Origin of the sequence: Novipirellula rosea, assembly GCF_039541335.1 — a bacterium.
Classification (GTDB): Bacteria; Planctomycetota; Planctomycetia; order Pirellulales; family Pirellulaceae; genus Novipirellula; species Novipirellula rosea.
Map to the genome: position 1 here is coordinate 110,460 of NZ_BAABGA010000012.1, position 24,171 is coordinate 134,630.

Sequence of the window (24,171 nt, forward strand, 5' to 3'; positions counted from 1 at the left end):
GCCTGTGGATCACAACTCCGCAGGCTGGTCGTCAATAGCAAGTGTCTAAATCGATCGCTGGCTGCTCGCTTCTGAACACGCGTATGCGTGACAAAATATTGCAATCACTGCCTGCTCAGCCCCCACCGTCATCTAGAGGTGGCTAGAAAGCGTCTTGGAGTATTGAGCCTCGTTGATTAAAATCCCAGTGTTGTCCACAAGTCGACAGCAACGAAGAAGACCGTAACTTCGTGCCCCCTACCGCAAGCTTCGCTCCGATATAAGCGATTGCTGATTGAGTCCAACATCACCGCTGTAAAGTTAGCCGTATGGGCACTAGCCCCCGGTTGGATGTTTGACGAAACCGTGGCTAACGCCAAAACGGCTAAACAAATCAGCAGTCTCATTAAAGACCGGGTGGAGTGAGACGGCGGGCAAATCAACAAGTCGCTGAGTCACATTCGCAAAGGATGTGACCCCACCGTACAGTGACTTTGGCTGTGATACCGACTTGGCTGCAACTTGAATTGGCTGCCCCGTCGTATCGACGCTGCCAATTCCCTTCTTCATTCGGATTGAAACGTGAGCAGTCCCCTCCTGAATACGCCACTGCGTGTCTGTTTGTTTGTGATCGCTACGATCAGTGGCACGCTATGCGTTTTGCATGGCGAAGAAACAATTGACTTCAGCGACCAAGTCAGCCCAATCTTGTCGGACAAGTGCTTTCATTGCCACGGTCCAGATGCCGAAAACCAGGACTCTGACTTCAGGGCCGACAACAAAGAAAACTTGTTCGCCGACCTGGGCGGCTACTTTGCCGTCGTCCCCGGCGATTTGGATTCGAGCGAATTGCACGCACGAATCCACAGCACGGACGAAGGGGACCAGATGCCGCCACCGGACAGCAATCGATCGCTGTCGGCAGAAGAAAAACGCATTCTCGATTTGTGGATCAAGCAGGGTGCACCCTACGAAGGCCATTGGGCGTTTGAAATCCCGCAAAGGCCCGAAGTTCCCGTCGACGCGATCACGTCGGCGGAATCGCACGCGGGCTGGGATGCGGCCACGATCGAGCGCTGGTCCTCGAACCCGATCGATGCCTTCGTCGGTCGACGATTGATTGAAGCGGGACTTCCTCCATCGCCTGAGGCGGATGCACTGACTCAGCTGCGACGTGCTTCACTGACATTGACCGGTCTGCTGCCGCCGGAAGACCTTCAAGCGATGGTACAAGCAAACCCGACCGACGAAACGTATCGCCAAGCCGTCGACCGCCTGCTTGATTCGATGGCGTATGCCGAACGGCAATCGCTTCGCTGGCTCGACGCCGCGCGGTATGCCGACACCGACGGGTATCAGAACGACAACGGCCGAACGAATTGGCCATGGCGAGACTGGGTCACCAAGGCCTTCTACGACAACATGCCTTTCGATCAGTTCACGATTGAGCAGTTGGCGGGCGACATGTTACCCGACGCCACCGCGTCGCAACGACTCGCAACAACGTTCAACCGGAACCATCGTCAAAACAGCGAAGGGGGAGCCCTTGCCGCAGAATTTTTGGTCGAAAACGTCATCGATCGCGTGGAAACCACCTCGACGGTCTGGATGGGATTGACGTTTGGCTGTGCGCGTTGTCACGACCACAAATACGACCCGTTAAGCCAAAAAGAATTCTTTCAACTCTACGGCTACTTTAACAACATTGGCGAACGAGGGATCGGCAAAGGCGTCGATGCGATGCCAACGATGAAAGTCGTTTCACCATTGCCACCGGTTCCCGACGAACTCATCACTTCCTATCACAATGCCGAGCAAGAACGCATTGCCGCTCGCAACGGGCTTAGCCATCGCATGCACGCATGGATCGCGGAAAGCGAGCAGCATTTGCCCGAATCGCCCTATCAGCACTGGAGCGACGTCGCGGTCCATAACGCGACACTTCACGGTGACGGCACACTTCGCGTCAATGACGACAACACCGTCCAGTACTCACCCGCCGGATCTGCCAGCGGCGTGACGTACGAGATCGAGTTTCACCCCACAACAGCGTCCGCAGCAAACGCTGAATCCAACCATTTGGATGTATTGCAAATCGAAGCACTCGTTGATGATTCCTTTACCAAACCGAATCAATTAGCTCCGAGCTCCAACGGCAACTTTGTGCTGACCGATGTGACGTTGACGGTCGGGGACACCCCGGTCGAGATTGCATCCGCATCGGCGAGTCGCCAGCAACCCAATTACATTGCCGACAATGTGCTTGATGACGACACGCGTTCGGGATGGGCTATCCACGGCAATCAAGCCGAAAACGTCCGCTTGATCCTCGAACTCAAAACCCCGATCAAGCCCGATCCACAGTCAACGATCAAATTACGACTGCGATTTACGCAAGATTTCCCCAATCACTCGATTGGAAAATTGCGTCTGCAGACGGCGGTCAAAAATGCAACGACAGATGAAGAACCGTTGATCTCGGATCAAGCCATTGTGGCCATCCTGAGAAAACCCGAAAAATCACGCTCCAAGGACGACAAAAAGACACTGTCCAGTTACTACGAGTCGATTGACCCGACGTTGGTCGAGGCCGAAAGACGGTTCAACGAAGCGGAAAAGGCATTGCAGGAAGCGGGCGGCCAAATCGCGACCACGATGGTGATGAAAGAACGCGACGGCGATCCGCTGCCCGCCTATTTGCTGATGCGAGGCCAGTACGATGCACCCGACAAGAGCGAAGTGTTATCGCGTGGCGTGCCCGTTGCCCTGTTGTCGTCGGCGGACGCGTCACAGCCCGCCGACCGGCTCGAATTAGCAAAGTGGCTGGTCTCTCGCGAGCACCCGCTGACCGCTCGCGTGACCGTCAACCGCATCTGGCAAGACCATTTTGGAATAGGGTTGGTTTCCACCACCGAAGATTTTGGGCTGCAAGGCGAGGTACCGTCTCATCCCGAGTTGTTGGATTGGTTGGCAGTCGAGTTCATCGAATCGGGATGGGATGTCAAAGCGATGCACCGACTGATCGTCACCAGTGCAACATATCGGCAATCCTCACGCAGCAGCGAAGCCATCGTCGCCGCCGATCCGAAAAATCGCCTGCTGGCACATGGCCCCCGTTACCGCGCCGATGGTTTTGTGATTCGCGACATTGCGTTACAAGCCAGCGGACTACTTAATGAACAAGTGGGTGGTCCTTCGGTCAAATCGTATCAACCCGACGGACTTTGGGAATCGTTGGCTGCCAGCGCTGGAACCAAGTACCGCATCAGCGGCGGCAACGCGTTATACCGCAAGAGCATGTACTCGTACTGGAAACGTGCGGTCAATCCACCGCGTCAAATCATCTTTGACGGAGGCGGTCGCGAGGTGTGCAACGTCCGAGTCCGTCGCACCAATACGCCACTGCAAGCGTTGGTGTTGATGAACGACCCAACCTTCATCGAAGCGGCTCGAAAACTTTCCGAGCGAGCACTGCGGATGCCCGAGCTTTCCGATCCCCAGCGAATCGAAGCGATCTATACTCAGGCGATCGCGAAGCCAATTTCGGACCGTTCGAGCAAAGTCTTGCTCGATTCGCTCGCCTATTTTCGTCAACACTTCAAGACCAAACCGGATGATGCGATCAAGCTGATCTCGACGGGAGCGTCACCCCGCGACGAAAGTCTCGACGGCACTGAACATGCGGCATGGACCTCGGTTGCACACTTAATTTTCAACCTCGATCAATTTGTTTCGGTTGAGTAGGGAACGCTGAAACCATGAATGGCGTGGATGGTTCCGACGTTCCTAAATATTGATAGAACCAACTCGCAAGCGTTCGAAAAATCATTTACCCCACTTCCCCCACCCCCACGTGGACTCGTGATGACCATGCCTGCAGAGAATCAGAAGCCGAACCACGTTGCCGACGAAAGCCGATTGATGCTGACACGTCGGCATTTCTTTGGGCGAACCGCCTCGGGCGTAGGCACCGCGGCACTCGCATCGATGTTGGGCAGCGAAGCTTGGGGTGCCGAAGCGACGCCGTCGGCAGCCGATTTCCCAGCCCCCAACGGTGTGCTGAAGCAGTATCACGCCCCACCCAAAGCCAAGCGGGTCATCTACTTGTTCCAAAGCGGTGCGCCGTCTCAGCAAGAACTGTTCGACCCGAAACCGCTACTCCGCGAACACGAGGGCAAAGAGCTGCGTGATTTCGTTGACATGAATCAGCGGGTTACTGGGATGACGGCGGGGCAAAGTAAGTTTCCGCTGGCCGGAGCTCGCTGGAAGTTTGAGAAATTTGGCGAAGCGGGCACCGAAATGTGCAGCGAGCTGATCCCACACATCGGTTCGCTCGCCGATGACATGTGCCTGATCCGGTCGATGCAAACCGAAGCGATCAACCACGACCCAGCGATCACGTTCTTCCAGACGGGGCATCAATTGGCGGGACGACCAAGCATCGGTTCCTGGATGCATTATGGGTTGGGCTCGATGAACGACAATCTGCCCACATTCATCGCCATGGTCTCGCGTGGCACGGGGCGTCCCAATTGCCAACCGCTCTACGACCGACTGTGGGGAAGCGGATTTTTGCCGTCGACCTACGCGGGCGTCAAATTGATGAGTATTGGTGACCCGGTGCTGTACTTGAGCAACCCCGCTGGACTCGACGCGACGGCACGGCGGCGGATGCTCGATGATTTGGCGAAGCTGAATGAAGAAAAGCTTGACGAGTTCGGTGACCCAGAAATTCACACTCGGATTCAACAATACGAATTGGCGTATCGGATGCAGACCTCGGTTCCAGAGCTGACCGATTTCTCGGATGAGCCGCAACACGTGCTTGATAGTTATGGTCCTGACGTGATGAAACGCGGCACGTACGCCAACAACTGCTTGCTGGCACGCCGATTGGCGGAACGAGACGTGCGATTCATCCAACTGTTCCATATGGGATGGGACCAACATTTCACGATGCCCAAACAATTGCCTGGGCAATGTCGCGATACCGATCAACCCACTGCCGCTCTGGTGAACGACCTAAAGCGACTTGGATTATTCGAAGACACGTTGGTGGTGTGGGGCGGTGAGTTTGGACGAACGTCGTATTGCCAAGGGGCGCTGAACGCAGAAACCTACGGACGGGATCACCATCCGCGATGCTTCTCGCTGTGGATGGCCGGCGCCGGCATCAAGCCGGGGATGACCTACGGTGCGACGGACGAGTTTTGCTACAACATCACCGAGAATCCCGTCCACGTGCACGATTTGCATGCAACGATCATGCAGCAAATGGGCATTGATCACGAAAGATTGACCTTCCGATTCCAAGGACGCTACTTTCGGTTGACTGATGTTCACGGTCATGTTGTCAATGACATTTTGACGTAGCCACGGCGGGCAGAGAATGTCCGCTGCAAAGAAAAACGCAACTTCAAAACGGAGGTGTCGGGCTGCGACAATCATAGCTCGGCAATTTCCTGAATAACAAAATGCTCTGCATAGCAGAGTAAGCGAAGCGGTTACGCGGTAAGCGAAGCCGGACTCTCTGGGGGCCGCTGCATCAATTTGTGGCATGCATCGCGATCCATCGCTTTCTATAGACAATGCCATTCTGTATAGACTTCGCGTTTTACGGCGACTCTGGCGAAAAAACCGGCTGTGTGTTCTCCCGCGTTCCCAGCTCGGATCATGATGCGGATGCCTTGCATGTGCTGCAATTGCTTGCAAGTCGAGTCTCGCAGTGCCAATAAATTCCGCAGCGATCAATCGGAACCTCGCCACGGATGATAGCGACGCTGAGGCTTTTGCAAAAAAAGCAGAGTCATCCAACCGGACACATAGCGGCACCAAAGGAGGGGTTCAAAAGAAAGGAAGGGGCACCGTCAATACGCTACTGCGCCGCTGTGCAGGGCAACTCCCCCTTGGAAATTGGGTGCGGATCAGGGCAGAGCAGGCGGTTATGCCGTCGATCCGCGGCACCGCTCATATTGGCGCGGGGTTTGCGAACCCAACCTTCTGTAGGCGGTATCAGTGTCAGCCGAATACTCCTGTTCGGCTTGGGTCCATTTTCTTATTTGAAGGGTCTTTGTAATGCAGTTTCCGCAACGTCGCCAAGCTTTTACGCTCGTTGAACTTTTGGTCGTTATCGCCATTATTGGCGTTTTGGTCGGCTTGCTTTTACCTGCGGTTCAAGCAGCACGCGAAGCGGCACGGCGAATGTCATGTTCAAACAACATGAAACAAATTGGGCTTGGTTTACATAACTACCACAGCGCATTTAACAAGTTTCCTTATTCCGCCGCCCAGGCAGGTTCGATTACCTCGGGCACCGCGATTCCCGGACAAACCAAGATCCGAAATCACCGTGGTTGGATGGGCGTTCTGCCCTACATTGAACAGCAAAACTTGTACGAACAAATGGATACCTCCATGTCCACGGGCGCCTACGTTCGCGACTCATCCCAGAGTACGCTTTCAGGCCCCAAACCAGGCGAACCCGGCAACACCAATGACGTCGTCATCAGCACCGCGGTCCAGTCCTTCCTGTGTCCTTCAGATCCCAATCCAACTCATTACGCGACCACTTCGAGTACGAGCTATTCGATCTCGCCAGGCACCACTTCGCTTGAGGGAGCGTTCACGAATTACGAGTTCAGCATTCGCCGAATTTCATCGACCGCGTCGAAATGGAGTCAAGAGGATCTGTTGACGCGTCGCATGTTCGGCATGGACGATTCGTCTCGTATGCGTGATTTGCTTGATGGTTCCAGTAACACGGTCGCGGTTTGCGAAACGCTTCGCGGCGTGCATGACGGTGTGCCGCAAACATGGGGATACACCAAGTGGGTCGGCAACGGTGTCGACCTGGCTTACAGTCTAGGGATCAACAACTTGCTGTGTTGTGCCTGGGACACGGTGCCCTTTCAACGAACACGCCAAGCAAGTCGCTTGAGTGCTTGGTCGACCTCTGGCAGCGTGCATCCTGGCGGTGCTCAATTCACGATGGGTGACGGTTCGGTTCGGTTCATCAGCGAATCGACAGAAATTTCCATCCTGCAGCACTTGGCATACATCGGGGACGGAGAAGTCATCGAAGAGTTCTAATGCGGCTGAATGATTTACGCCGTACCGCTACGACTGGAGATGCTGCTGGGATTGCACCGTCCCTACAAGAAGGCAGCATTCGACACAAACGACACGGCTCGCACTGGAGCCGCGTCTTCCCTTCACACGTTTGTATTGATTCCTCTCATCAGGTCCTTAGGACATTAGAAAATGCATCGATTGAATCCACTATTTTGTAGCATTCTCGTTTTGGCACTCGCCAGCAGCGGCTGTGATGGCACCGCGACTTATGACGTCGTCGCAGCATCGGGAACCGTGATGCTGGACAACAAACCCATCGAGGGTGTCTCGGTAACGCTTGTGCCTCAACGCGGCATCAAGGGTCGCGGCGGCTATGCCACAAGCAGCTCCGATGGCACGTTCACACTGCAATCCGCCCCCGAGGTCAACGGAGTCGTCCCCGGGAATTACTTGGTGCTGTTCCGCAAGTACGCGATGCCCGATGGTTCGCCGGTTCCACCAGGCACCTCGGCAGCCGATGCAAACTTGATCAACCAGTTGCCTGAAATTTACAGCCACCCGGAAAAGTCACCCATTTACGCAACGATCCCGGCCACGGGTCCCGAGGGGTTGTCGTTCCAATTGAGCTCACGCCCGGGCAAACGTTAGCGAGCCTGCACGCGGGACAAAGGTCCACGGGTGGCAAGGGAAAGTGGAACCAGGTCCCCCCATCTCAAAACCAGATCCCCGGTCGACGTGTTCGACTGGGGATCGTCTTTTATAATTCCAGAGAAAAAGCATTCTATCGACGGGTTCAATCGTCTTGATCACGCTCGGATTCTTGCAGATGCAGCGCCGCTCGCACCAACCCAAGATGGGTGTAACCCTGCGGAAAATTCCCTAGCAAATCACCGTTAGATGCATCAATCTGCTCGGACATTAATCCTAGGTCGTTAGCAAAGCCACAGAGGTGTTCGAACCACTGCACCGCTTCATCGTGCTCGCCCGCCATGGCAAGATTCATCACCATCCAAAAACCGCAAAGCGTAAAGGTGGCATCTTTTCCCGGCAATGAATCATCGTTGTGGTAACGATAGACCAATCGATTTTCAGACAGCCGCTGCTGGGTTCGCCGCATCGTCGACAATACTCGCGGATCTTGGGCCGGCAAAAATCCGCAAAGGGGAATCGTCAACGAGGTGGCATCCAGCCTTTGCTCACCAAAGACTTGAGTAAACGCCCCTATTTTTGGATTGTATCCCGACTCGAGAATCTTGGCACGGATCTCGTCGCGTTGACGTTTCCACCGGTCAATCTCGCCATTGAGTCCATTGGCTTCTGCAAATCGGATGACTCGATCAAGTCCTACCCAGCAATAGAGTTTCGAGTACAGATAATGCTTTGCCTCGCCTCGCATTTCCCAAGGGCCATGATCGGGATCTTTCCATCCCGACGCCGCATGATCCGCCAAGCGTTTCAAATCTTCCCACAGCTGGTCGCTGATTTTACGTGGCATCCGCTCGAAACAGAGCACAACCGCATCAATGATATGACCATAGATATCGATCTGTGTTTGATCGGTGGCGCCATTTCCGACACGCACCGGACGGGATTCCCGATAACCTTCCAAGTGTGGTAGCGAGTGTTCGTCAGGAGCTTGTTGTCCGTCAACGCAGTACATAATACGGAGCTTGTGGTCGTGGACTGACATGAGTTTTCCCAACCAATCAATGAATTTTTTGGATTCATCGTGATAACCTAGCTGCTGAAGCGCATCGAGCAACAATCCCGAATCTCGCAGCCAGCTGAAACGATAATCCCAATTTCGTTCCCCGCCGATTTGATCTGGCAGCGAAGTCGTCGGAGCGGCCACGACGGCTCCGGTCGGCTGAAAAATGAGCAATTTCATGACCAGCGCACTTCGCAGAACCAGTTCGCGATAGGGGCCGTCGTAGCAACATTGACTTGCCCATGCACGCCAGAATTTGACCGTGCGATCCAGCTCGGCCTGCAGATCCGGCGGATTGAGCCGCAGGTTAGTCTCAGCTTCATTGGGGGAGCCATGAGTCAACACAAACCAGACATCGTCATCTTTCGAAACGCGAGTATTGCCCGTCACAGCATCGTCACAAAAGCTCAATGGGATAGGGGATGACAATGCCAGCGATTCGTCTTGACTCGTTGCAATCGCACCGTGATCGTGTAAGTGCCACTGGGATTTGCCTCGTGCAAAATCAAAAGTCGGTTGAAAAACGATTCTCAGTTCTACATCGCCTGCCAAACACTGCACGCGGCGAAGCAGACGATGGGGGATGAGACAATCGTCTTCGCTTTTATCTTGTTGGCCAAAGGTCTCAGATTCATTGCAGCGTGGGGCTGGCATAAAATCGGTCAATCGAACCACACCGCTGTCGGTCGTGAACGTCGTTTCCAAAACGTTGGTGGCATGAATGTATTTCCGCTGCACGCGAAAATCAGCGGTGGGTGCGATTTGGAAGTAACCACCCTGTTTCGCGTCGAGCAGTCGACAGAACGAAGCCGCACTGTCGAAACGGGGCCAGCAGCACCAATCCATCGAACCCTGACGATTGACTAACGCAGCCGTCTGGCCGTTTCCAATCAGTGCGTAATCTGAGAGAGGGTAATAGGGTTCCATGATCAGTGCTGTGGAATTGTGAAAGGCTAAAATAAAATTCGCTCTTACAACCGGTTGCGACGATTGCAAGAGCGAATGGGAACGCACCGTCATTCCCATATCGACGAACTAGGAGCGATCGGACGGCTATGCTTTGACGCCAGCCATCTCGCGGCACTCTGCTGCACATTTCTTGCATGCGGTTGCACATTCTTGACAGTGATCCATGTCGTGCTGCCCGCATTCTTTCGCACACGCTTCGCAGACTTCGGCCAACAACTCACAAGCTTTTGCACTGAATTGCGAATCGCGGCTCATTAGCGCTGCGGTGGACCAGCAAAGCGTCGCACAATCGCGGTCGGTGCGAATGCAATCGGCCATCTTCTTGACATCTTTCTCACCGAGGCATGCCTCTGCACAATGCTCACAGGCTTGGGCACAATCGAGACAGGCTTCGATACAACTGGAAAAACGTTGGTTACTCATCGTTACTCTCCATAGCGGGGTCGTGGTTCAAACAACATAGCCATGTGCCCCGTTCACGTGGCTGTGTTTATTAGTGAACATTCAATGCGGATTGATCGCCCTTTTTGATTGATCAGCAGTGTTCGATTGATCATTAACGAACAAAGCGGTCCCACGATCCATACGATTCGGTAATCTTGCCTCGCGGAATCGTCAGGATTAGCACGAGGATCCCGAGCACGCTGCTGGTGATGGCAAACCCCGTGGTCGCCGAGTCGACCAACCAAGGGCCGACGATGACTGCGACGGCCAACAACACGTTCAGATAACGGCCGACACGAATCACTTCGCCCATGGCGATCACCGAAACGGTCACGATCAAAGCGCCACCGAGATGTCCAATATCGGCGGCAGTTGTTTTGATATCGATCCCGAACCAAGTGGGCGCGGCCATGATCCCGATTCCCAATGCGGTACAAACCACTAATGTCCAGGGAAAACTCATCCCCCAAATCGATGCCTTGATCACCTGCCACGGTTTCTCGGGCATCTCGATTAGCTCAGGGGATCGATCATCTTCAGTACATCCGTCTGCTTTGCCTCCTTTCCAAAAGATCGCCCATAGCGATCCACCACGATCGCCGCGCCGTTTGGCTTGGCGAACATGTTGAAACATCGCGACCACTTCATCCACTTCCAACGGGATCATCGGCAACATCACCGCCGCCGCCAACAAACACATCGCGCACCAGTGATGCACAAGTACTGGTTGTGAAATCACGAGGACGATATGCGTTAGTCCCAGCGGGATGACCAAAATGCCAAAGAACGCGACCATCCACGGCATCGTTCGCCAACGCGAGGGGCTTCCCATGTATCCCATCAAAAATTCGAAGGTGTACGACGCCACACCAAGCCCACCGTCAGAGATCGGCCACATGTGGGACATTTTGGAATTGAGCACCTTCTTGGTCCCACTTTCAAATCCGAAAAAGGGGTCCCAAACAAAGTCGATGTAACCCAGTTGGAACATCGCCAGATAACGCGAAACAACAAAGCCAACAAACCCGGCGGCGATCATCGACCAGCGTTGCGGCCAACTTGACGGGTTGTAACTCCAACCGGGCGGCGTCGCCGGCCCATGCTGCATGTACATAATCATGTTGGGCATGCCCGGGATCAGGATCGTGAGCGCCATCACCAGAATGCCGACGAACGAATCGTTGACATAGGCTGCAGCAGTGGGTGCCCAAAGTAGAATCGGAGCGAACGTCAACCAAACACCGACGAAACAACATGCCCACAGACTGTAGGGACGATTGGGCTTGAGCGAACGCCACCCCAACACCACTAACAACAACCCCGAGATCACGTCGCTGGCGGTCATCAACCATGCACGCAACTGACGAAGCTCGGCCGTCGATTCCTCGGCAAACCAAGGTCCCCGTCCACCACTGGGGTCCACCCACAACGCTTCGTTAAGGTAACCAAAATTAAAGGGGGCCAAGATCAACCAGATCCCCAACATCGGCAGCGTCCAGTAGATCCACAACGTTTGCTTGTGGTGCATTTTCAGCATCGACAGGCGATCATCATGACTCATTTCATGCCCGCCCCCATGATCGTCGCTATGCCCACCGCTATGATCGCCGCCGTTGTCGTCTCGGTGATTCGGTTCGTGATCCTGCTCGTCGTGCTGCCCCTTTTTCATTGCCATTTCGGCCATCGGACGCGAGACGCCGCGGGATCCCATCATGCCGTGCTTGGGTTGGTCGCTCATCGTTCAGACTGGTTATTGGTTGGGGTTTGAAGCTTGGAAGATTGCATCCAATACGCCAGACCACGCAAAACGAAAACAGGATGCCCGATGAAACAAGTAAACTGGCAAATACCATGCCAGGGTATCGGATCGGCGGATAAGTTAGAGACGAACCGGCAACAGGACCGTTCACGTCCCATCGCACTCAGTCGTGCGACGGCGGCGATCCTTCTCGGCCACGATAGGCCGGGGGAACGTAAAAATTGACGGTCTTTAGCGGGCTGTCGCCAAGATTAATAATCTCGTGGGTTTCATTCTGCTCGATCAGCAACAGTGTCCCTGATTTCAGCGGATAGCGTTTGTCTTGAACTACGGCCTCTCCTTCGCCAGAAACCACATACAACCATTGATCGCTGTTTTCATGCCGATTGTCAGGTCCGCCTGTGGTATCGCCTTTGGCAAGCACCATCACCGCCGCCTGAGAACGCTCGTTCCCGGCGACAACATGAAAATTCGACAAGAATTCGAGTTGTCGGCGTTGCATCAGTGAGGCTCCGTGTGAGATCCAATGGAAAAGGATGGTGTTGAAAGATTGCGTTACCTAACGAGAGGACGACTCCGCCGCATCCTTTCGCCTTCCTAACGAACCACTTGTCGAAACGCCGACGCGGTCCAATGCGTCAAGCGACGACGCATTCTTCGTCAGCACCGACAACGAGCCTTCGGTTTCTATCACGACCGCGTCGACTTCGCTGGGTTCGGCGGCTCCGTGTTGACGCATCGCGGCAAGCACCTCCTCTTGCGAAACACGTTGTTTTTGCATCGCATCGGTTAGAAATTGCCCTTGAAAAAAGATCAATGTGGGCTGGGCTTTGATCAATGCTTGATACTTGGGATAGCGAACCGCCAAAAACGTATTGACTAACTGCAGCAGCACTAGCAGCCCGAGTGCAAGCACCCCTTGGACGAGCGAAACCTGGCTCGAGGTCAAAATCGAAGCGAGGGTCGAACCAAATGCGACCGTCACGACCAAATCAAACGCATTCATTTTTGAAAGCGTGCGTTTGCCACTGATACGAAGCAAAAAGACAAGCGCGAGATACGACAGCGTCCCCAGGACGAGCGTCCGAATCACGGGCGCCCAACCATCGAAGATCATTTTGAAGCCAATGTCATTCATGCTGGTTCGATCGTTGCATTTTCCATGCCCAAAGTCGCCCGACGTCAACGGAAATCATGTTGCTCCAAAAACCCGGCTCCCCCAAGATACGAAGTGACTGGAACGCGGCGCGTCTTCATTCACTTCATTTCGAATGAGGCTGGTAACGATGTTATTTACCGCGACGAGCTTAGTATTCGGCCCGCCATGACCCCCGCCGCGGCGAACATGGCTAGGGACGCGAGCGGATGTCGTCCAGGCATCGCTTGGACGAGTGTTAGCATCGGACTTTGATCACTTGCCTGATCGTCGAAGCTGCCGTGAGCTCCAAAATCGCCACCCTGATGGTCGTCCACCGGGGCATACAGGTTGTCAGGCTGATCAGGATCTTTGCGATCCTCCGTCTGTTGAGACTTGAAGCCGTTTTTGGCCAAGTAGTGATCCAACAGGCCTGGGACAAACTTTTGTGCCAGAATTGACCCAATCGCCGAGCGTGCCACCCACACCTCGCGGCGCCGGTGATGAGCGGCAAAGAAGATCGCATCGGCCGCGACTTCGGGCTGGAAGATCGGTGGGACGGGCTGAGACTTGTTGGGCAATCGCGATTTTACCCACTCGAATTGAGGTGTGTTGACCGCGGGCATATGCACCACGGTGACATGCACATTGCTTTGATCATGAATCAATTCACATCGCAGCGAATCGGTGAACCCCACGATGGCGTGCTTCGCAGCACAGTAGGCGGACTGAAGTGGGATACTGCGATAGGCCAATGCCGAACCGACTTGAACGATCGTGCCGTGATCACGCCTTCGCATCCGCCGCAGCGCTGCCAAAGTACCGTAGACGTAGCCCAAATAAGAAACTTCGGTGACTCGCTTGTATTCATGCGGCTCCATTTCCGCAACCGGCGAAAAGACGGAAACCATCGCATTATTGACCCACACGTCAATCAGCCCAAGTTCGCTTTCGATCTGTGCGGCCGCCGACTCAACCGCTTCCGCATCTGCGACATCGCACACCACATGACACGCGCGGCCGCCAAATCGACGCACTTCGTCAGCGGCAGCCAAAAGTCCCTGTTCACCCCGCGCGATCAAGCCGACGTCGTACCCTTGTTTGGCAAAATGCCGTACCGCAGCACGGCCAATGCCTGCAGATGCTCCCGTGATGACGACCACGGGACGGCGAGCAATTCGGTTGGACTCTGGCATCAAAGAAGATCCTAGTACGGGGAACAGCAAAACCGATCGATATGATCGGAATCACATGCAACTAGGATGCCAAGCAAGGGGGACACCAACCCATGTACTCGCTACCTTTTTCGCGGCGAAGCAAGCCATGAAACACTTGCTCCCCACGTCCGAACCACGTTACGGTGAATCAGTGGCATCCCAGAAATAGCTTGGCCAGAGCAGAGACCGAACCGTCTGGGACATCAATGCAAAACCGATCGACGAGACGAGCGTCACCGCGAACAACCCCAAACCATCCCCTCCGCTCAACGCGGAAGCGACAGTAGCAGTGGCGTCACACAACAAAAACCCCGAACCAACTAATCGTGACATAGCTATCTCCTGGCAAGAGGAAAAAAAGGGCTACTGGCTTGTCATCACTTGAGCACTATATCCATTGATAAATCAACAGTCCGGCAGTCAATAGCGAGAAGGCGATTGCCAGCATCGCGATCAAACCATCACGTGCGAGGATCGCCAGCCCAAATGCGGTGATCGCGGCACCCGCCACGTTGGCACTCATCGGCACCACTTCCATCACGGGTGTTGCTGCGGCAATCACAATACAGACCGCTGCAATCACATAGATGCCGGCATGGTCAACCAGATACGTGTAGCGTTCTTTGGACCAGCGATCCAAAAACCGAGCAGGCTTTCGCAACCAACCGATCGTCTTGGATACTTTGCTACTATTAACCTTACGATTCTCTAACCAACCTGGGATCCAAAAATGATCGCGTTTCATCACGACTTGGACACTGCCCAAGATCACGATCAACCCCATCATCACGGGGACGCCAGGGATGTCGCCGATCACGGGTGCGACCATGATCAATCCGGGTAACAACAACATCGGTGCGAAAGAGTGCTTACCGAGGCGGTCCATCACATCGCCAATCGAGACTTTGGATTCGTCTTTGGCCGCCGCTTCGACGCGGTCCAGTACGCTCCGCAGATCGTGAACCTCGCCGTCACCCGATTGTCCTGCATCGGACTGCTTCTGGTCGGATTGGTTCTGGTCGGATTGGTTCGTGCCGGATTGTCCGCGATCCAGCGAGTCTCGCGACACCGGCGGTGACGAAGCCGAGTGGCTTTCATTCGACGACGGACTTTGATGCACTGTAAAATCGCTCATCCGAGTACCTTTCTCTCGCTCGAAACTGGACGCACAGTAACCGCTGCGGCAGTGGATCGACCAAGTCTCGTTACCTTTGATTCCGCGCCTTTGATTCCGCAATGGGTGTCTCAATCCTCAAAGCGATGACGTTCTAAAACGTAGCGTAGGCTTCCAGCCTTGGAGCCCCCATCGAACCCAGGCTCGAACCCAGGCCCAGGCTCGAACCCAGGCTGGAAGCCTAGGCTACTTTTAATTCTGCATACGATGTGCCAAAGAAGGTGAATAAAAAATCTGGACAACACGTTCGCGATGGGCACGCCAATTGCCATCTCCTTCGTTTTGAAAAATGCTTTGAACGCCCTCGCGTTGTCGATGCGGCGAGTGCGTGCCGTTTGGTGGATTGCGTATCGTTTAAGGGCAACAGAGATCGAGGCTGCGTGTTATGAATCATGAATTGTTAACGACCTACCTAAATGATCATCATGCCGGAGCGGTTGCAGCGACCGATGTGATCGATCGATTGATCGACGAGAACCAGGGAGAACCGCTGGGCGACTTTGCCATAACCCTGTTGAGCGAAATTGAGCAGGACAAGGCGGAGCTCGAGGAACTGATCAAGCAATACGACGCCATGCCTGGTGTGGTCAAGCAAGCGGTCGCATGGGCCGGTGCCAAGATGACGGTGCCAAAGTTTGGACGAGCCACGGCGGGCGATTTCGGCAACTTTCAAGCCCTCGAATTCCTCTCGCTGGGCATCCTTGGCAAACGTGCACTGTGGCGGATGCTGCAAACATTGAGCGATCCGGAATTGCTTAGCCTCGACTATGGGCGGCTAATCGCGCGAGCGGATTCGCAATTCCAGCAGGTTGAACAGTGGCGAATCCGTACCGGTACCATGGCAATGAATCGCAGGGCGGCAGTATGAGTTTGACGGATTCGGATTCGGATTCTCACTTCAGCGAAACCGCACGCGCCTCGACGGCACTCTTGATCGTGGACATGATCAACGACCTGGAATTTGACGAGGGCGAACAACTACTGGAATTCGCGTTGCCAGTTGCCAGACGACTGCAGAAATTGAAGCAACGATTCAATCAGCGAGGTTGGCCGGTGATCTATGCCAACGACAACTTCGGCAAATGGCAGTCCGATTTCCGTAGCCAAGTCGATCATTGTTTACAGGACAATGTCCGCGGTAAAGCGATCGTCGAACGCTTGGTGCCTGAATCGGATGACTACTTTGTGCTAAAGCCAATGCATTCGGCTTTCTACGGTACCACGCTGGATATCTTGCTAAAGAATCTGGGGGTCACGACCTTGGTGATCACCGGAGTCGCCACCAACATCTGCATCTTGTTCACGGGTAACGATGCCTACATGCGTGGTTATCGGCTTTGGATCCCCGGCGATTGTGTGGCCGCCAACACCGCCACTCTTTCCGAAACGGCGCTCGAGCAGGCCAGAATGGTGCTAAAGGCCAATACAACGAACTCGGCCGAATTGGACTTAGACCAACTTGCGTGACGTAATGGTCACGCACTGTCTAATCACGAGTCGCTACAAGCGAAAGCGGATCGGCAAGACTTCCTCGGACGCAACCGGATGGCCATACCGCTTCGCAGGCTGGCCCTGCCACGCCTGGACCGCTTCGACCGCCGCGCGGTCCAATGCGTTATGGCCACTGGAATCCACAATTTCCACCCGCTCGACTCGCCCCGTTTCATCGATAATCAGCTTTAACTTCACCGTGCCTTCGAGTCGACGAGCGACCGCGTCGGCAGGATATTGCGGTGGAGCGTTGGCCGAAAAATCGGCGGGAGTCCGATCAGAAATCCCCGCCATTTGTTCCAGCGGATTCATGGAAACGCTGGGGGTGAATGCCGCCGTCGGTGGTTGACGGGGACGTTCCGCAGCGACATCCGTCACGGTTGGCAGCTCGCGCTCGGGTTGCAATCGACGTGCCCGTGAAACGGAAGCATCGGTCGGCACATCGGGCACTCGCAACGGCGTCGGAACGACCGTTTTGGCGATGGTGGTTTGCCGATCACGCGAGACGTCGTCCGCCAATCTGTCCTCGAACACAGGTTCTGCAACAAGTGTTTCCCGTTCCGGTTCGAGTGGCATAGGCTCGAGTGGCACAGGTTCAAGCGAAACGGGCGACGCCGACGGCATCGTCATGCTCAGCTGAACGGTGACCACTTGCGAATCGCCCTGCAGCGAGAAGCGATCGATGACCGTCATCGGAACAGCACAAATCGCCGCCACTGCGGTGGCGTGCAGGGCGAGGGAGAATCCCGTCGATCGTACAAAAAGGCTAATGTCTTTCACTTTGTTAAGTATAACTTCCCCGAGGCGGTCAAGCGAAGCCTGTACATTTCGCTGCCATGTTCGATCCAGACCTCGCGACGCCCTCGCAGTAACTCGGATGATGGAATGACCTTCGCAAACGATTCCAAGGATGGGCAATGAGAGGGGGCGGCGGGCTGGGCCTGCGCGGCGGCGGGCTGTGCCTGCGCGGCGGCGGGCGGGGCCTGCGCAGCGGCATCGGAGGGTTCAGAATCGGTCACGGATAATTCGGCTACGGCACTCGATGTGAGGATGCAAATAAACGGGGGGGCGAGACAGCGGCGAGATCATCGTCCGGCTGCCGAGGATTTTCCTTAGCACGGGGCGTGCCACAGCGCGGCCCACGCGGCGGCGACACGCAAAACTGCCCTTAATTCTGGCTATTTATGGCTTTACCGCGATCGAATCGACGCTGACAGCGACGGATTACCCATCGCCCCAGGCGAAGTTTTCACCGTCATTTCCAGCAAATTCGCTGAGGGTCGTTCGCAATACGTTGACTTTGCCGGTGCCAAAGAAAGGCGATGGAGCAATCGAAGCGAATGCACCGATGAAACGGGATAGCTCAATCAGAACGATTGCAAGCGTCTAGCCTTGTTGCCACGGCCAACGCATCGTTTGTGAACCAAGGATACTGCTGCTGTGAAACGGATTTCACGACTCGCCCTCGCGATGCTGCCTCCGCTAGGCATGATTGCAATGGGCACGATTGGATTTAGTGAGGATCGAGGGATCGAGGCGCATCCGCATCAATCCATCACCTTGGCAACGCTGCTGCAACAGGACGAGCAGGCCACGTTGCCGGAAATTGAAGTTCGGCCTCCCGACGTTCCCGCGACTCCCGAGCCGCCGGCCGACCTCAATAGTCCTTCGTCACCGTCCTCAGCCGCCCCAGAAATCGAGGCATCCGCGGACCAAACGTTTGTGCCATCGGCGGACGATTTCGGAACGCCTCCGACGCCCCCTTCAGACAATACGCCATCGCAAACGGACGCCGCGAACGATGCTTTTTTCAACGAATCGTTTCCATCGCTGAGCAATCAAATGTTTGGCGATAGCGTCAACAATCCCACGGGGCTAAACAGCATCGTGCGCGGCGAGTCCGATCTTTTCAAAACGCCCCAAATGGCGACCATCATCGATCGTGATCTCCTCGACCGACGCCAAGCGACCACGATGTATCGTGCGCTGCAAAACGAAGTCGGCGTCACGCTGCAACAAACCGGCAACGGACAATTGTCACCGTTCATTCGCGGTTTGACCGGTCAACAAATCTTGGTCCTCGTGGACGGCATTCGCATGAATACCAGCATCCTACGACCGGGACCGAACCAGTACGCTGCCACGATTGATCCAGGGTCGATCGAACGCATCGAGGTGATTCGCGGTGCTGAATCGGCGATGTGGGGCAGCGATGCGATCGGGGGCGTGATCAATGTCGTCACGCGATCCGCAGACCCGCTGCGTGGCGATTACTTCAGCCCTCAGTTCAGTCAAATTTATAGCACCGCGGAAGCATCATCGTACACCCGAACCGGCTTCAGCGGTTGGCATGGAGCGACCGGAGTCACCGGAGGCATCTCGTATCTGGATGTTGGCAATGTCGATGTCGGTGGCGACTTTGGGCGTCAACCGGCAACCGACTACACCCAGTACGCGGGCGACATCAAACTGCAACGGATGCTCAACGAAGATTCGCTGTTGACCGTCGCGCTACAGCATTTCGAGCAACAAGATCTGAAACGCAGCGATCGCTTCCTGCCCTTTGTGCTCGGTCCGGCGTCCGATGGAAGCGTGCCGACGCAGCGACCTACGGTGTTTGATCCACAGCAACGCGATTTAATCTACGCACGACTCGAAGGACTTGCCGCAGACGACTTGTTCTTGGCCGATGCGTATTCATTGACGTTATCCGGTTCGCGCACCAAAGAAGCAAGCGTGGTCGATCGCTATGCGAGCAACGACTCTACGGCCGAACCGACGCGGCGAGAGATCGGTGAGTTCGACGATCTCGGTTGGGGCGTGACACTTTCTGCGGTCAAAGGCATTGGCGATTTCGGCAAATTGACCTACGGCACCGATTTTTATGCCGAATCGATCAACGCCGAACGGGTCCGGATCGACAACCCCACATCGGCCGGGGCCACGCCCACGACGACCGATCCACAATACCCCGATGATTCCGAAGCGGATCGCGTGGGTGCGTTTTTGTCGTGGAACGTACCGCTGACCGAACGACTCGATGCAACGACGAGCGTTCGTTACGAGAACATCAACGTCTCAGGAACGCCCAACTTCGATACGCTCGGCCCCACCTATTTCGAACGATCGTATCAAGATTGGATCGCCAGTGTTGGGTTGTCGTATTTGTTGACCGAAGAGGTGCGGTTGGTCGGTGGCGTTTACGAAGGCTTTCGTGCGCCGACGATCGATGATTTGACGGCAAACAAAACGTCGCTGCAGAACAATGTCTCGGTGCCCTTGGTAGGCAACCTTTCGGTCCAAGCCGAACATAGTTACACGTACGAGGTCGGGTTGAAATACAATGACGACCGATTGCGATTGCAGTTGATCGAATTTTGGACAGACTTTGACAGCATCCTGGCTCGTGAAACCATCGGCGGTTCGGACTTCTTGACTAATCAAACGGCGTACCTCAACGGTACCGAATTAAGCGGCGAATACATGCTGTATCGCAACTTGTCGCTGTACGGAAACTTTGCCTACACCTACGGACAATTGACCACGACGGATGAACCGATTTCGCGGATCCCGCCAACTCAAGGGATTTTGGGATTGCGTTTGACGGTTCCAGAACCGCGAGCCTATTTCGATGTTTACACCTGGATGGTGCGTCGTGCCGATCGCTACAACAACGCGAACCTTGGCGATGTGCGGTTCATCCCAGGCGGTACTCCGGGCTACGCCACGCTGAACGTGCGAACGGGCCGATCGTTCGGCGAGCGGAACCAGCACCAAGTCTCGCTATCGCTGGAAAACATCACCGACAAGTACTATCGAGTGCTCGGTAGCGGCGTCGACGGCACCGGTTTCAACGCGGTGTTTGGTTACCAGTACGCGATGTAAATTGCGGGTGTCGCAGATTCGCGATTACAGGTCCTCGCGATCACAGGCCGGCGGCCGATACACCCTCTGCCGGTGGCGTGAGCCACCGGCTAGCGGAGGTGGCAAAAAACCGACGCAAATGACAATCACGCTTCACCCAACCTTTAACACTCAAGGCCGCGCCGCTACTTGTGATGAAGCCCTTGCTTTGACACGCATCGATGGTGAACCTTGCTGGACACTCAAACAGCCGTCACTTACGGCATGCAACTTGCATACGGGTAGAGGGTATATGCTCGTTTGTCGAACTGACACGCTGAAAGATTTACCATGTCCACCTCCCAAATCACCGCCGTGGATCCTGTTTGTGGGATGACGGTCAACCCAAGCGATTCGCTACACAGCGAATACGACGGAAATCCGTATTATTTTTGCAGTCAGGGCTGTCAGAAAAAATTTGAAGCCGACCCGGCAGGGGTGTTGGCAACGCAAGCCGAGAAGGAGGCCGCAAAAAAACACGCCTCTGCAAACGAATCATCCTGCTGCCATGGTTCGGGGGCCCCAAAAAGCTCCACGGCCGACAAGCCGACCGATCCGGGGGCGATCTACACTTGCCCGATGCATCCGGAAATCGAGCAACAGGGACCTGGCGACTGCCCAATCTGCGGCATGGACTTAGAGCCCAAGTTTATCGACATGGCCGACCATGGCGATGACGAGCAGTACGCCGACATGAAACGCCGGTTCTGGGTCGGCGTTGTCTTATCCGTGCCGCTGTTGGTGATCGCGATGGGGCCGATGGTAGGGCTGCGGATCAGCGATTGGATGTCCCAAACGGTATTTGCTTGGCTGCAATTGGCATTGGCCACACCGGTGGTGTTTTGGTGCGGTTGGCCACTGTTGGTTCGCGGCGTCAAGTCATTTCGCAGCATGAATCTGAACATGTTTTCGCTGATCGCAGTGGGAACTCTGGCGGCTTATCTGTTCAGCCTCGTGGTCGTCCTGTTGCCTGGCGTGATCCCCGAAGCGTTCTTCGAACACGGGGTGCCGCCGTTGTACTTCGAGGCGGCTGCGGTGATCATCACGCTGGTGTTACTTGGTCAAGTACTGGAGCTTCGTGCACGACAGCAAACTGGCGGTGCGATCCGTGAATTGATGCAGTTGGCTCCCGAGACGGCGCATCGATTGACCGACGACGGCGAAGAAGAAGTCTCGCTCGATTCGGTACACAAGGGTGACCGCTTGCGAATCCGGCCGGGCGAGAAAGTCCCGGTCGATGGCCGCGTCCTCAGCGGCAGCAGCAGTGTGGACGAATCGATGTTGACGGGCGAACCGATCCCCGTGCAGAAAACCGAAGGGGACGAGGTCACCGGGGGAACGCTCAATCAAACCGGGGCACTCGTGATGGAAGCGGTCGGTGTGGGTGGTGACACGGTGTTGAGCCGGATCGTGCAAATGGTCGCCGATGCCCAGCGGAGCCGTGCCCCGATTCAAAAGCTAGTCGACGTCGTGGCTCGCTATTTTGTACCCGCCGTGATTGTCTGTTCAATCCTGGCGTTTATCGGTTGGGCGATGTTTGGCCCCGAACCTCAGTTGGCGCATGCCTTTGTCGCTGCCGTCGCCGTGTTGATCATCGCTTGTCCGTGTGCGTTGGGATTGGCCACGCCGATGTCGGTGATGGTCGGTGTCGGCCGCGGTGCCAAAGAGGGCGTGCTGATCAAGAACGCCGAAGTCTTAGAGGTGATGAAAAAGGTCGACACGATTGTCGTCGACAAAACGGGCACGCTGACCCAAGGGCGGCCCGAGGTGACCGCGATCGAAACCTTTGGCGGAACAAGCGAGCCAGAGATCTTGGCCTTGGCCGCCGCCGTAGAGACACAAAGTGAACATCCGCTCGCCCAAGCAATCGTACGGCGTGCGAAAGAAGGCGGTGGATCGCAACACGAAGCGACGGACTTCAGCAGCATCACCGGCGGCGGCGTTCGAGCCCGGGTCAATGGACGCGACGTGATCATCGGAAAAGCCGACTTGTTGATCGAGCAAAACGTCGCTGGTGTCGCGGCGGGGCGTGATCAGGCGACGAAGCATCAAAACGAAGGCGCGACGGTAATCTTTGTCGCCGTCGATGGCCAATTGGCCGCGTTGATGGCGATCACCGATCCGATCAAACCGAGTACGCCCGCAGCTCTAAAAACGCTGCATGAGCTGGGACTGAAGGTCGTGATGCTAACGGGCGATGCGGAACCTACGGCGAAAGCGGTTGCCACCAAGCTTGGGATCGACGAGTTTCATGCAGGGGTCTCGCCCGAACAGAAACACGCCTTTGTTCGCAAGCTGAAAAGCGAAGGCAAAACCGTGGCGATGGCGGGCGACGGGATCAACGACGCGCCGGCGCTCGCCGAAGCGAATGTGGGCATCGCGATGGGAACCGGGACGGGCGTCGCGATCGAATCCGCTGGCGTGACCTTGGTCGGTGGTGATCTTCGCGGTGTCGCGGCGGCAAGCAATCTAAGCCGTAAAACGATGAGCAACATTCGTCAAAACTTGTTTTTTGCGTTCATTTACAACGCCTTGGGAATCCCAGTTGCCGCCGGCCTGCTGTACCCATTCTTTGGGATTTTGCTGAGCCCAATGATCGCTGCTGCGGCAATGAGTTTCAGTAGCGTGTCGGTGATCGCCAACGCATTGAGACTGCGTGCCGCGAAACTAACGTGAGACCGGACCGCGTTGGCACAAGGTTCGCAGACGCATGTTTTAGACGTTCCGCTATTAATCTTCTTAACCCGCACAAACGGAATTTCCTTGCGTTAACGCTCTCGAATGGATAAGACCAGATGTACCCAGGGTGGGTATCGCTCCGATACCGTTCTGTGGGCAACGATGCCACACAAGGCGGATAAAGGAGCAGAGCGAAGTGAAACGACGTTTTTCGAAATCTCGCATGTTATTAGCACTTGCACTCACTGGAACCGCATCGCTGGCCTCGGCCCAGAGACCGGATCCAGGAAAAACGTTCGTCCCTCCGCCGCCCGTCCCTGACGCTCCCTACGGACTGAGTGATCTGGACGCATCCGGTCCGCTGTTTCCTCAAGTGCAGCTTGGGGATGACGCCTATTCGATGGATCCGCCGCCGGTTGTCGTCGATGGACAGGTCGTTGGCGGCCCAATGTCCCAAGACGCCAATGTCGTCAGTCACTCACTGGGTGATTTCTTGGCGCTGGCTACGCAAAACAATCCGACCATTCGCCAAGCACGGCTGCAAATTTCAGGCGAAACAGCCAAGGCATTGCAAGCCGGTCTGTATCCGAACCCCACGCTGATATACAGCGGCGAGCAAATCGGCGTGGACGTGCCAGGGGA

Annotated in this window: 19 protein-coding genes and 1 pseudogene; 9 read left to right on the forward strand and 11 right to left on the reverse strand. The window is 55.4% G+C overall.

Annotated elements, in window-relative coordinates; all coding sequences use genetic code 11:
- Window positions 1–315 precede the first annotated feature (315 nt).
- Window positions 316–549 carry a hypothetical protein gene (locus tag ABD971_RS04935; protein ID WP_345319988.1) on the reverse strand — a complete coding sequence of 78 codons (234 nt, stop codon included), beginning with the start codon at window positions 547–549 and terminating at the stop codon, window positions 316–318.
- Window positions 550–561: 12 nt separating this feature from the next.
- Here ABD971_RS04935 and ABD971_RS04940 point away from each other — a divergent pair, with 12 nt between their 5' ends.
- From ABD971_RS04940 to ABD971_RS04955, 4 genes are all read left to right on the forward strand, one after another.
- Entirely contained in the window at window positions 562–3,723 is a 3,162-nt protein-coding gene (locus ABD971_RS04940) for a PSD1 and planctomycete cytochrome C domain-containing protein (RefSeq protein ID WP_345319990.1), read from the forward strand.
- Between the two features lie 120 nt (window positions 3,724–3,843).
- Window positions 3,844–5,352 (forward strand): DUF1501 domain-containing protein, encoded by a 1,509-nt coding sequence (locus tag ABD971_RS04945; RefSeq protein WP_339946021.1) that lies wholly within the window; start codon window positions 3,844–3,846, stop codon window positions 5,350–5,352.
- A gap of 702 nt (window positions 5,353–6,054) precedes the next feature.
- Complete coding sequence (locus ABD971_RS04950; RefSeq protein WP_345319993.1) at window positions 6,055–7,068, forward strand: DUF1559 family PulG-like putative transporter; 1,014 nt, start codon at window positions 6,055–6,057, stop codon at window positions 7,066–7,068.
- Between the two features lie 171 nt (window positions 7,069–7,239).
- A complete protein-coding gene (locus ABD971_RS04955) occupies window positions 7,240–7,698 on the forward strand; it encodes a transthyretin-like family protein (RefSeq protein WP_345319995.1) in 459 nt (152 codons plus the stop codon).
- 145 nt (window positions 7,699–7,843) lie between these two features.
- Here the strand turns inward: ABD971_RS04955 and ABD971_RS04960 are convergent, their stop codons facing one another.
- The 8 genes from ABD971_RS04960 to ABD971_RS04995 form a co-directional block, all read right to left on the reverse strand.
- A complete protein-coding gene (locus ABD971_RS04960; protein WP_345319997.1) occupies window positions 7,844–9,685 on the reverse strand; it encodes a glycoside hydrolase family 15 protein in 1,842 nt (613 codons plus the stop codon).
- A 126-nt stretch (window positions 9,686–9,811) separates the two neighbouring features.
- A complete protein-coding gene (locus tag ABD971_RS04965; protein ID WP_339946026.1) occupies window positions 9,812–10,150 on the reverse strand; it encodes a four-helix bundle copper-binding protein in 339 nt (112 codons plus the stop codon).
- Window positions 10,151–10,283: 133 nt separating this feature from the next.
- The gene (locus ABD971_RS04970) at window positions 10,284–11,909 is read right to left on the reverse strand and encodes a vitamin K epoxide reductase family protein (RefSeq protein WP_345320000.1); all 1,626 of its coding nucleotides are present in this window, start codon (window positions 11,907–11,909) and stop codon (window positions 10,284–10,286) included.
- A gap of 184 nt (window positions 11,910–12,093) precedes the next feature.
- On the reverse strand, window positions 12,094–12,432 hold the full coding sequence (locus ABD971_RS04975) for a cupin domain-containing protein (protein ID WP_345320002.1): 339 nt from the start codon (window positions 12,430–12,432) through the stop codon (window positions 12,094–12,096).
- 57 nt (window positions 12,433–12,489) lie between these two features.
- Window positions 12,490–13,068 (reverse strand): DUF421 domain-containing protein, encoded by a 579-nt coding sequence (locus tag ABD971_RS04980; protein WP_345320004.1) that lies wholly within the window; start codon window positions 13,066–13,068, stop codon window positions 12,490–12,492.
- A 155-nt stretch (window positions 13,069–13,223) separates the two neighbouring features.
- Window positions 13,224–14,261, reverse strand: coding sequence for an SDR family oxidoreductase (locus ABD971_RS04985; RefSeq protein ID WP_345320006.1), 1,038 nt, complete (start codon window positions 14,259–14,261; stop codon window positions 13,224–13,226).
- Between the two features lie 159 nt (window positions 14,262–14,420).
- Window positions 14,421–14,615, reverse strand: a complete 195-nt coding sequence (locus ABD971_RS04990) for a hypothetical protein (RefSeq protein WP_345320008.1) — start codon at window positions 14,613–14,615, stop codon at window positions 14,421–14,423.
- A gap of 55 nt (window positions 14,616–14,670) precedes the next feature.
- Window positions 14,671–15,417 (reverse strand): exopolysaccharide biosynthesis protein, encoded by a 747-nt coding sequence (locus tag ABD971_RS04995; RefSeq protein ID WP_345320010.1) that lies wholly within the window; start codon window positions 15,415–15,417, stop codon window positions 14,671–14,673.
- Between the two features lie 424 nt (window positions 15,418–15,841).
- Here ABD971_RS04995 and ABD971_RS05000 point away from each other — a divergent pair, with 424 nt between their 5' ends.
- Window positions 15,842–16,324, forward strand: coding sequence for a hypothetical protein (locus ABD971_RS05000; protein ID WP_345320012.1), 483 nt, complete (start codon window positions 15,842–15,844; stop codon window positions 16,322–16,324).
- A complete protein-coding gene (locus tag ABD971_RS05005; RefSeq protein ID WP_345320014.1) occupies window positions 16,321–16,923 on the forward strand; it encodes a cysteine hydrolase family protein in 603 nt (200 codons plus the stop codon). The genes ABD971_RS05000 and ABD971_RS05005 overlap by 4 nt, the downstream gene beginning before the upstream one ends.
- Window positions 16,924–16,956: 33 nt before the next feature.
- On the opposite strand, the gene ABD971_RS05010 is transcribed toward ABD971_RS05005, so the two are convergent.
- Together ABD971_RS05010 and ABD971_RS05015 are read right to left on the reverse strand one after the other, a co-directional pair.
- A complete protein-coding gene (locus tag ABD971_RS05010; protein WP_345320016.1) occupies window positions 16,957–17,727 on the reverse strand; it encodes an energy transducer TonB in 771 nt (256 codons plus the stop codon).
- On the reverse strand, window positions 17,724–17,966 hold the full coding sequence (locus tag ABD971_RS05015; protein WP_345320018.1) for a hemin uptake protein HemP: 243 nt from the start codon (window positions 17,964–17,966) through the stop codon (window positions 17,724–17,726). Before ABD971_RS05015 ends, ABD971_RS05010 begins: the two co-directional genes overlap by 4 nt.
- Window positions 17,967–18,387: 421 nt before the next feature.
- Here ABD971_RS05015 and ABD971_RS05020 point away from each other — a divergent pair, with 421 nt between their 5' ends.
- From ABD971_RS05020 to ABD971_RS05030, 3 genes and pseudogenes are all read left to right on the forward strand, one after another.
- Window positions 18,388–20,832, forward strand: a complete 2,445-nt coding sequence (locus tag ABD971_RS05020; protein WP_345320020.1) for a TonB-dependent receptor plug domain-containing protein — start codon at window positions 18,388–18,390, stop codon at window positions 20,830–20,832.
- Between the two features lie 309 nt (window positions 20,833–21,141).
- The gene (locus ABD971_RS05025; protein WP_345320022.1) at window positions 21,142–23,526 is read left to right on the forward strand and encodes a heavy metal translocating P-type ATPase; all 2,385 of its coding nucleotides are present in this window, start codon (window positions 21,142–21,144) and stop codon (window positions 23,524–23,526) included.
- Window positions 23,527–23,752: 226 nt separating this feature from the next.
- Window positions 23,753–24,171 (forward strand): annotated as a pseudogene (locus ABD971_RS05030) (TolC family protein); the annotation flags it as partial.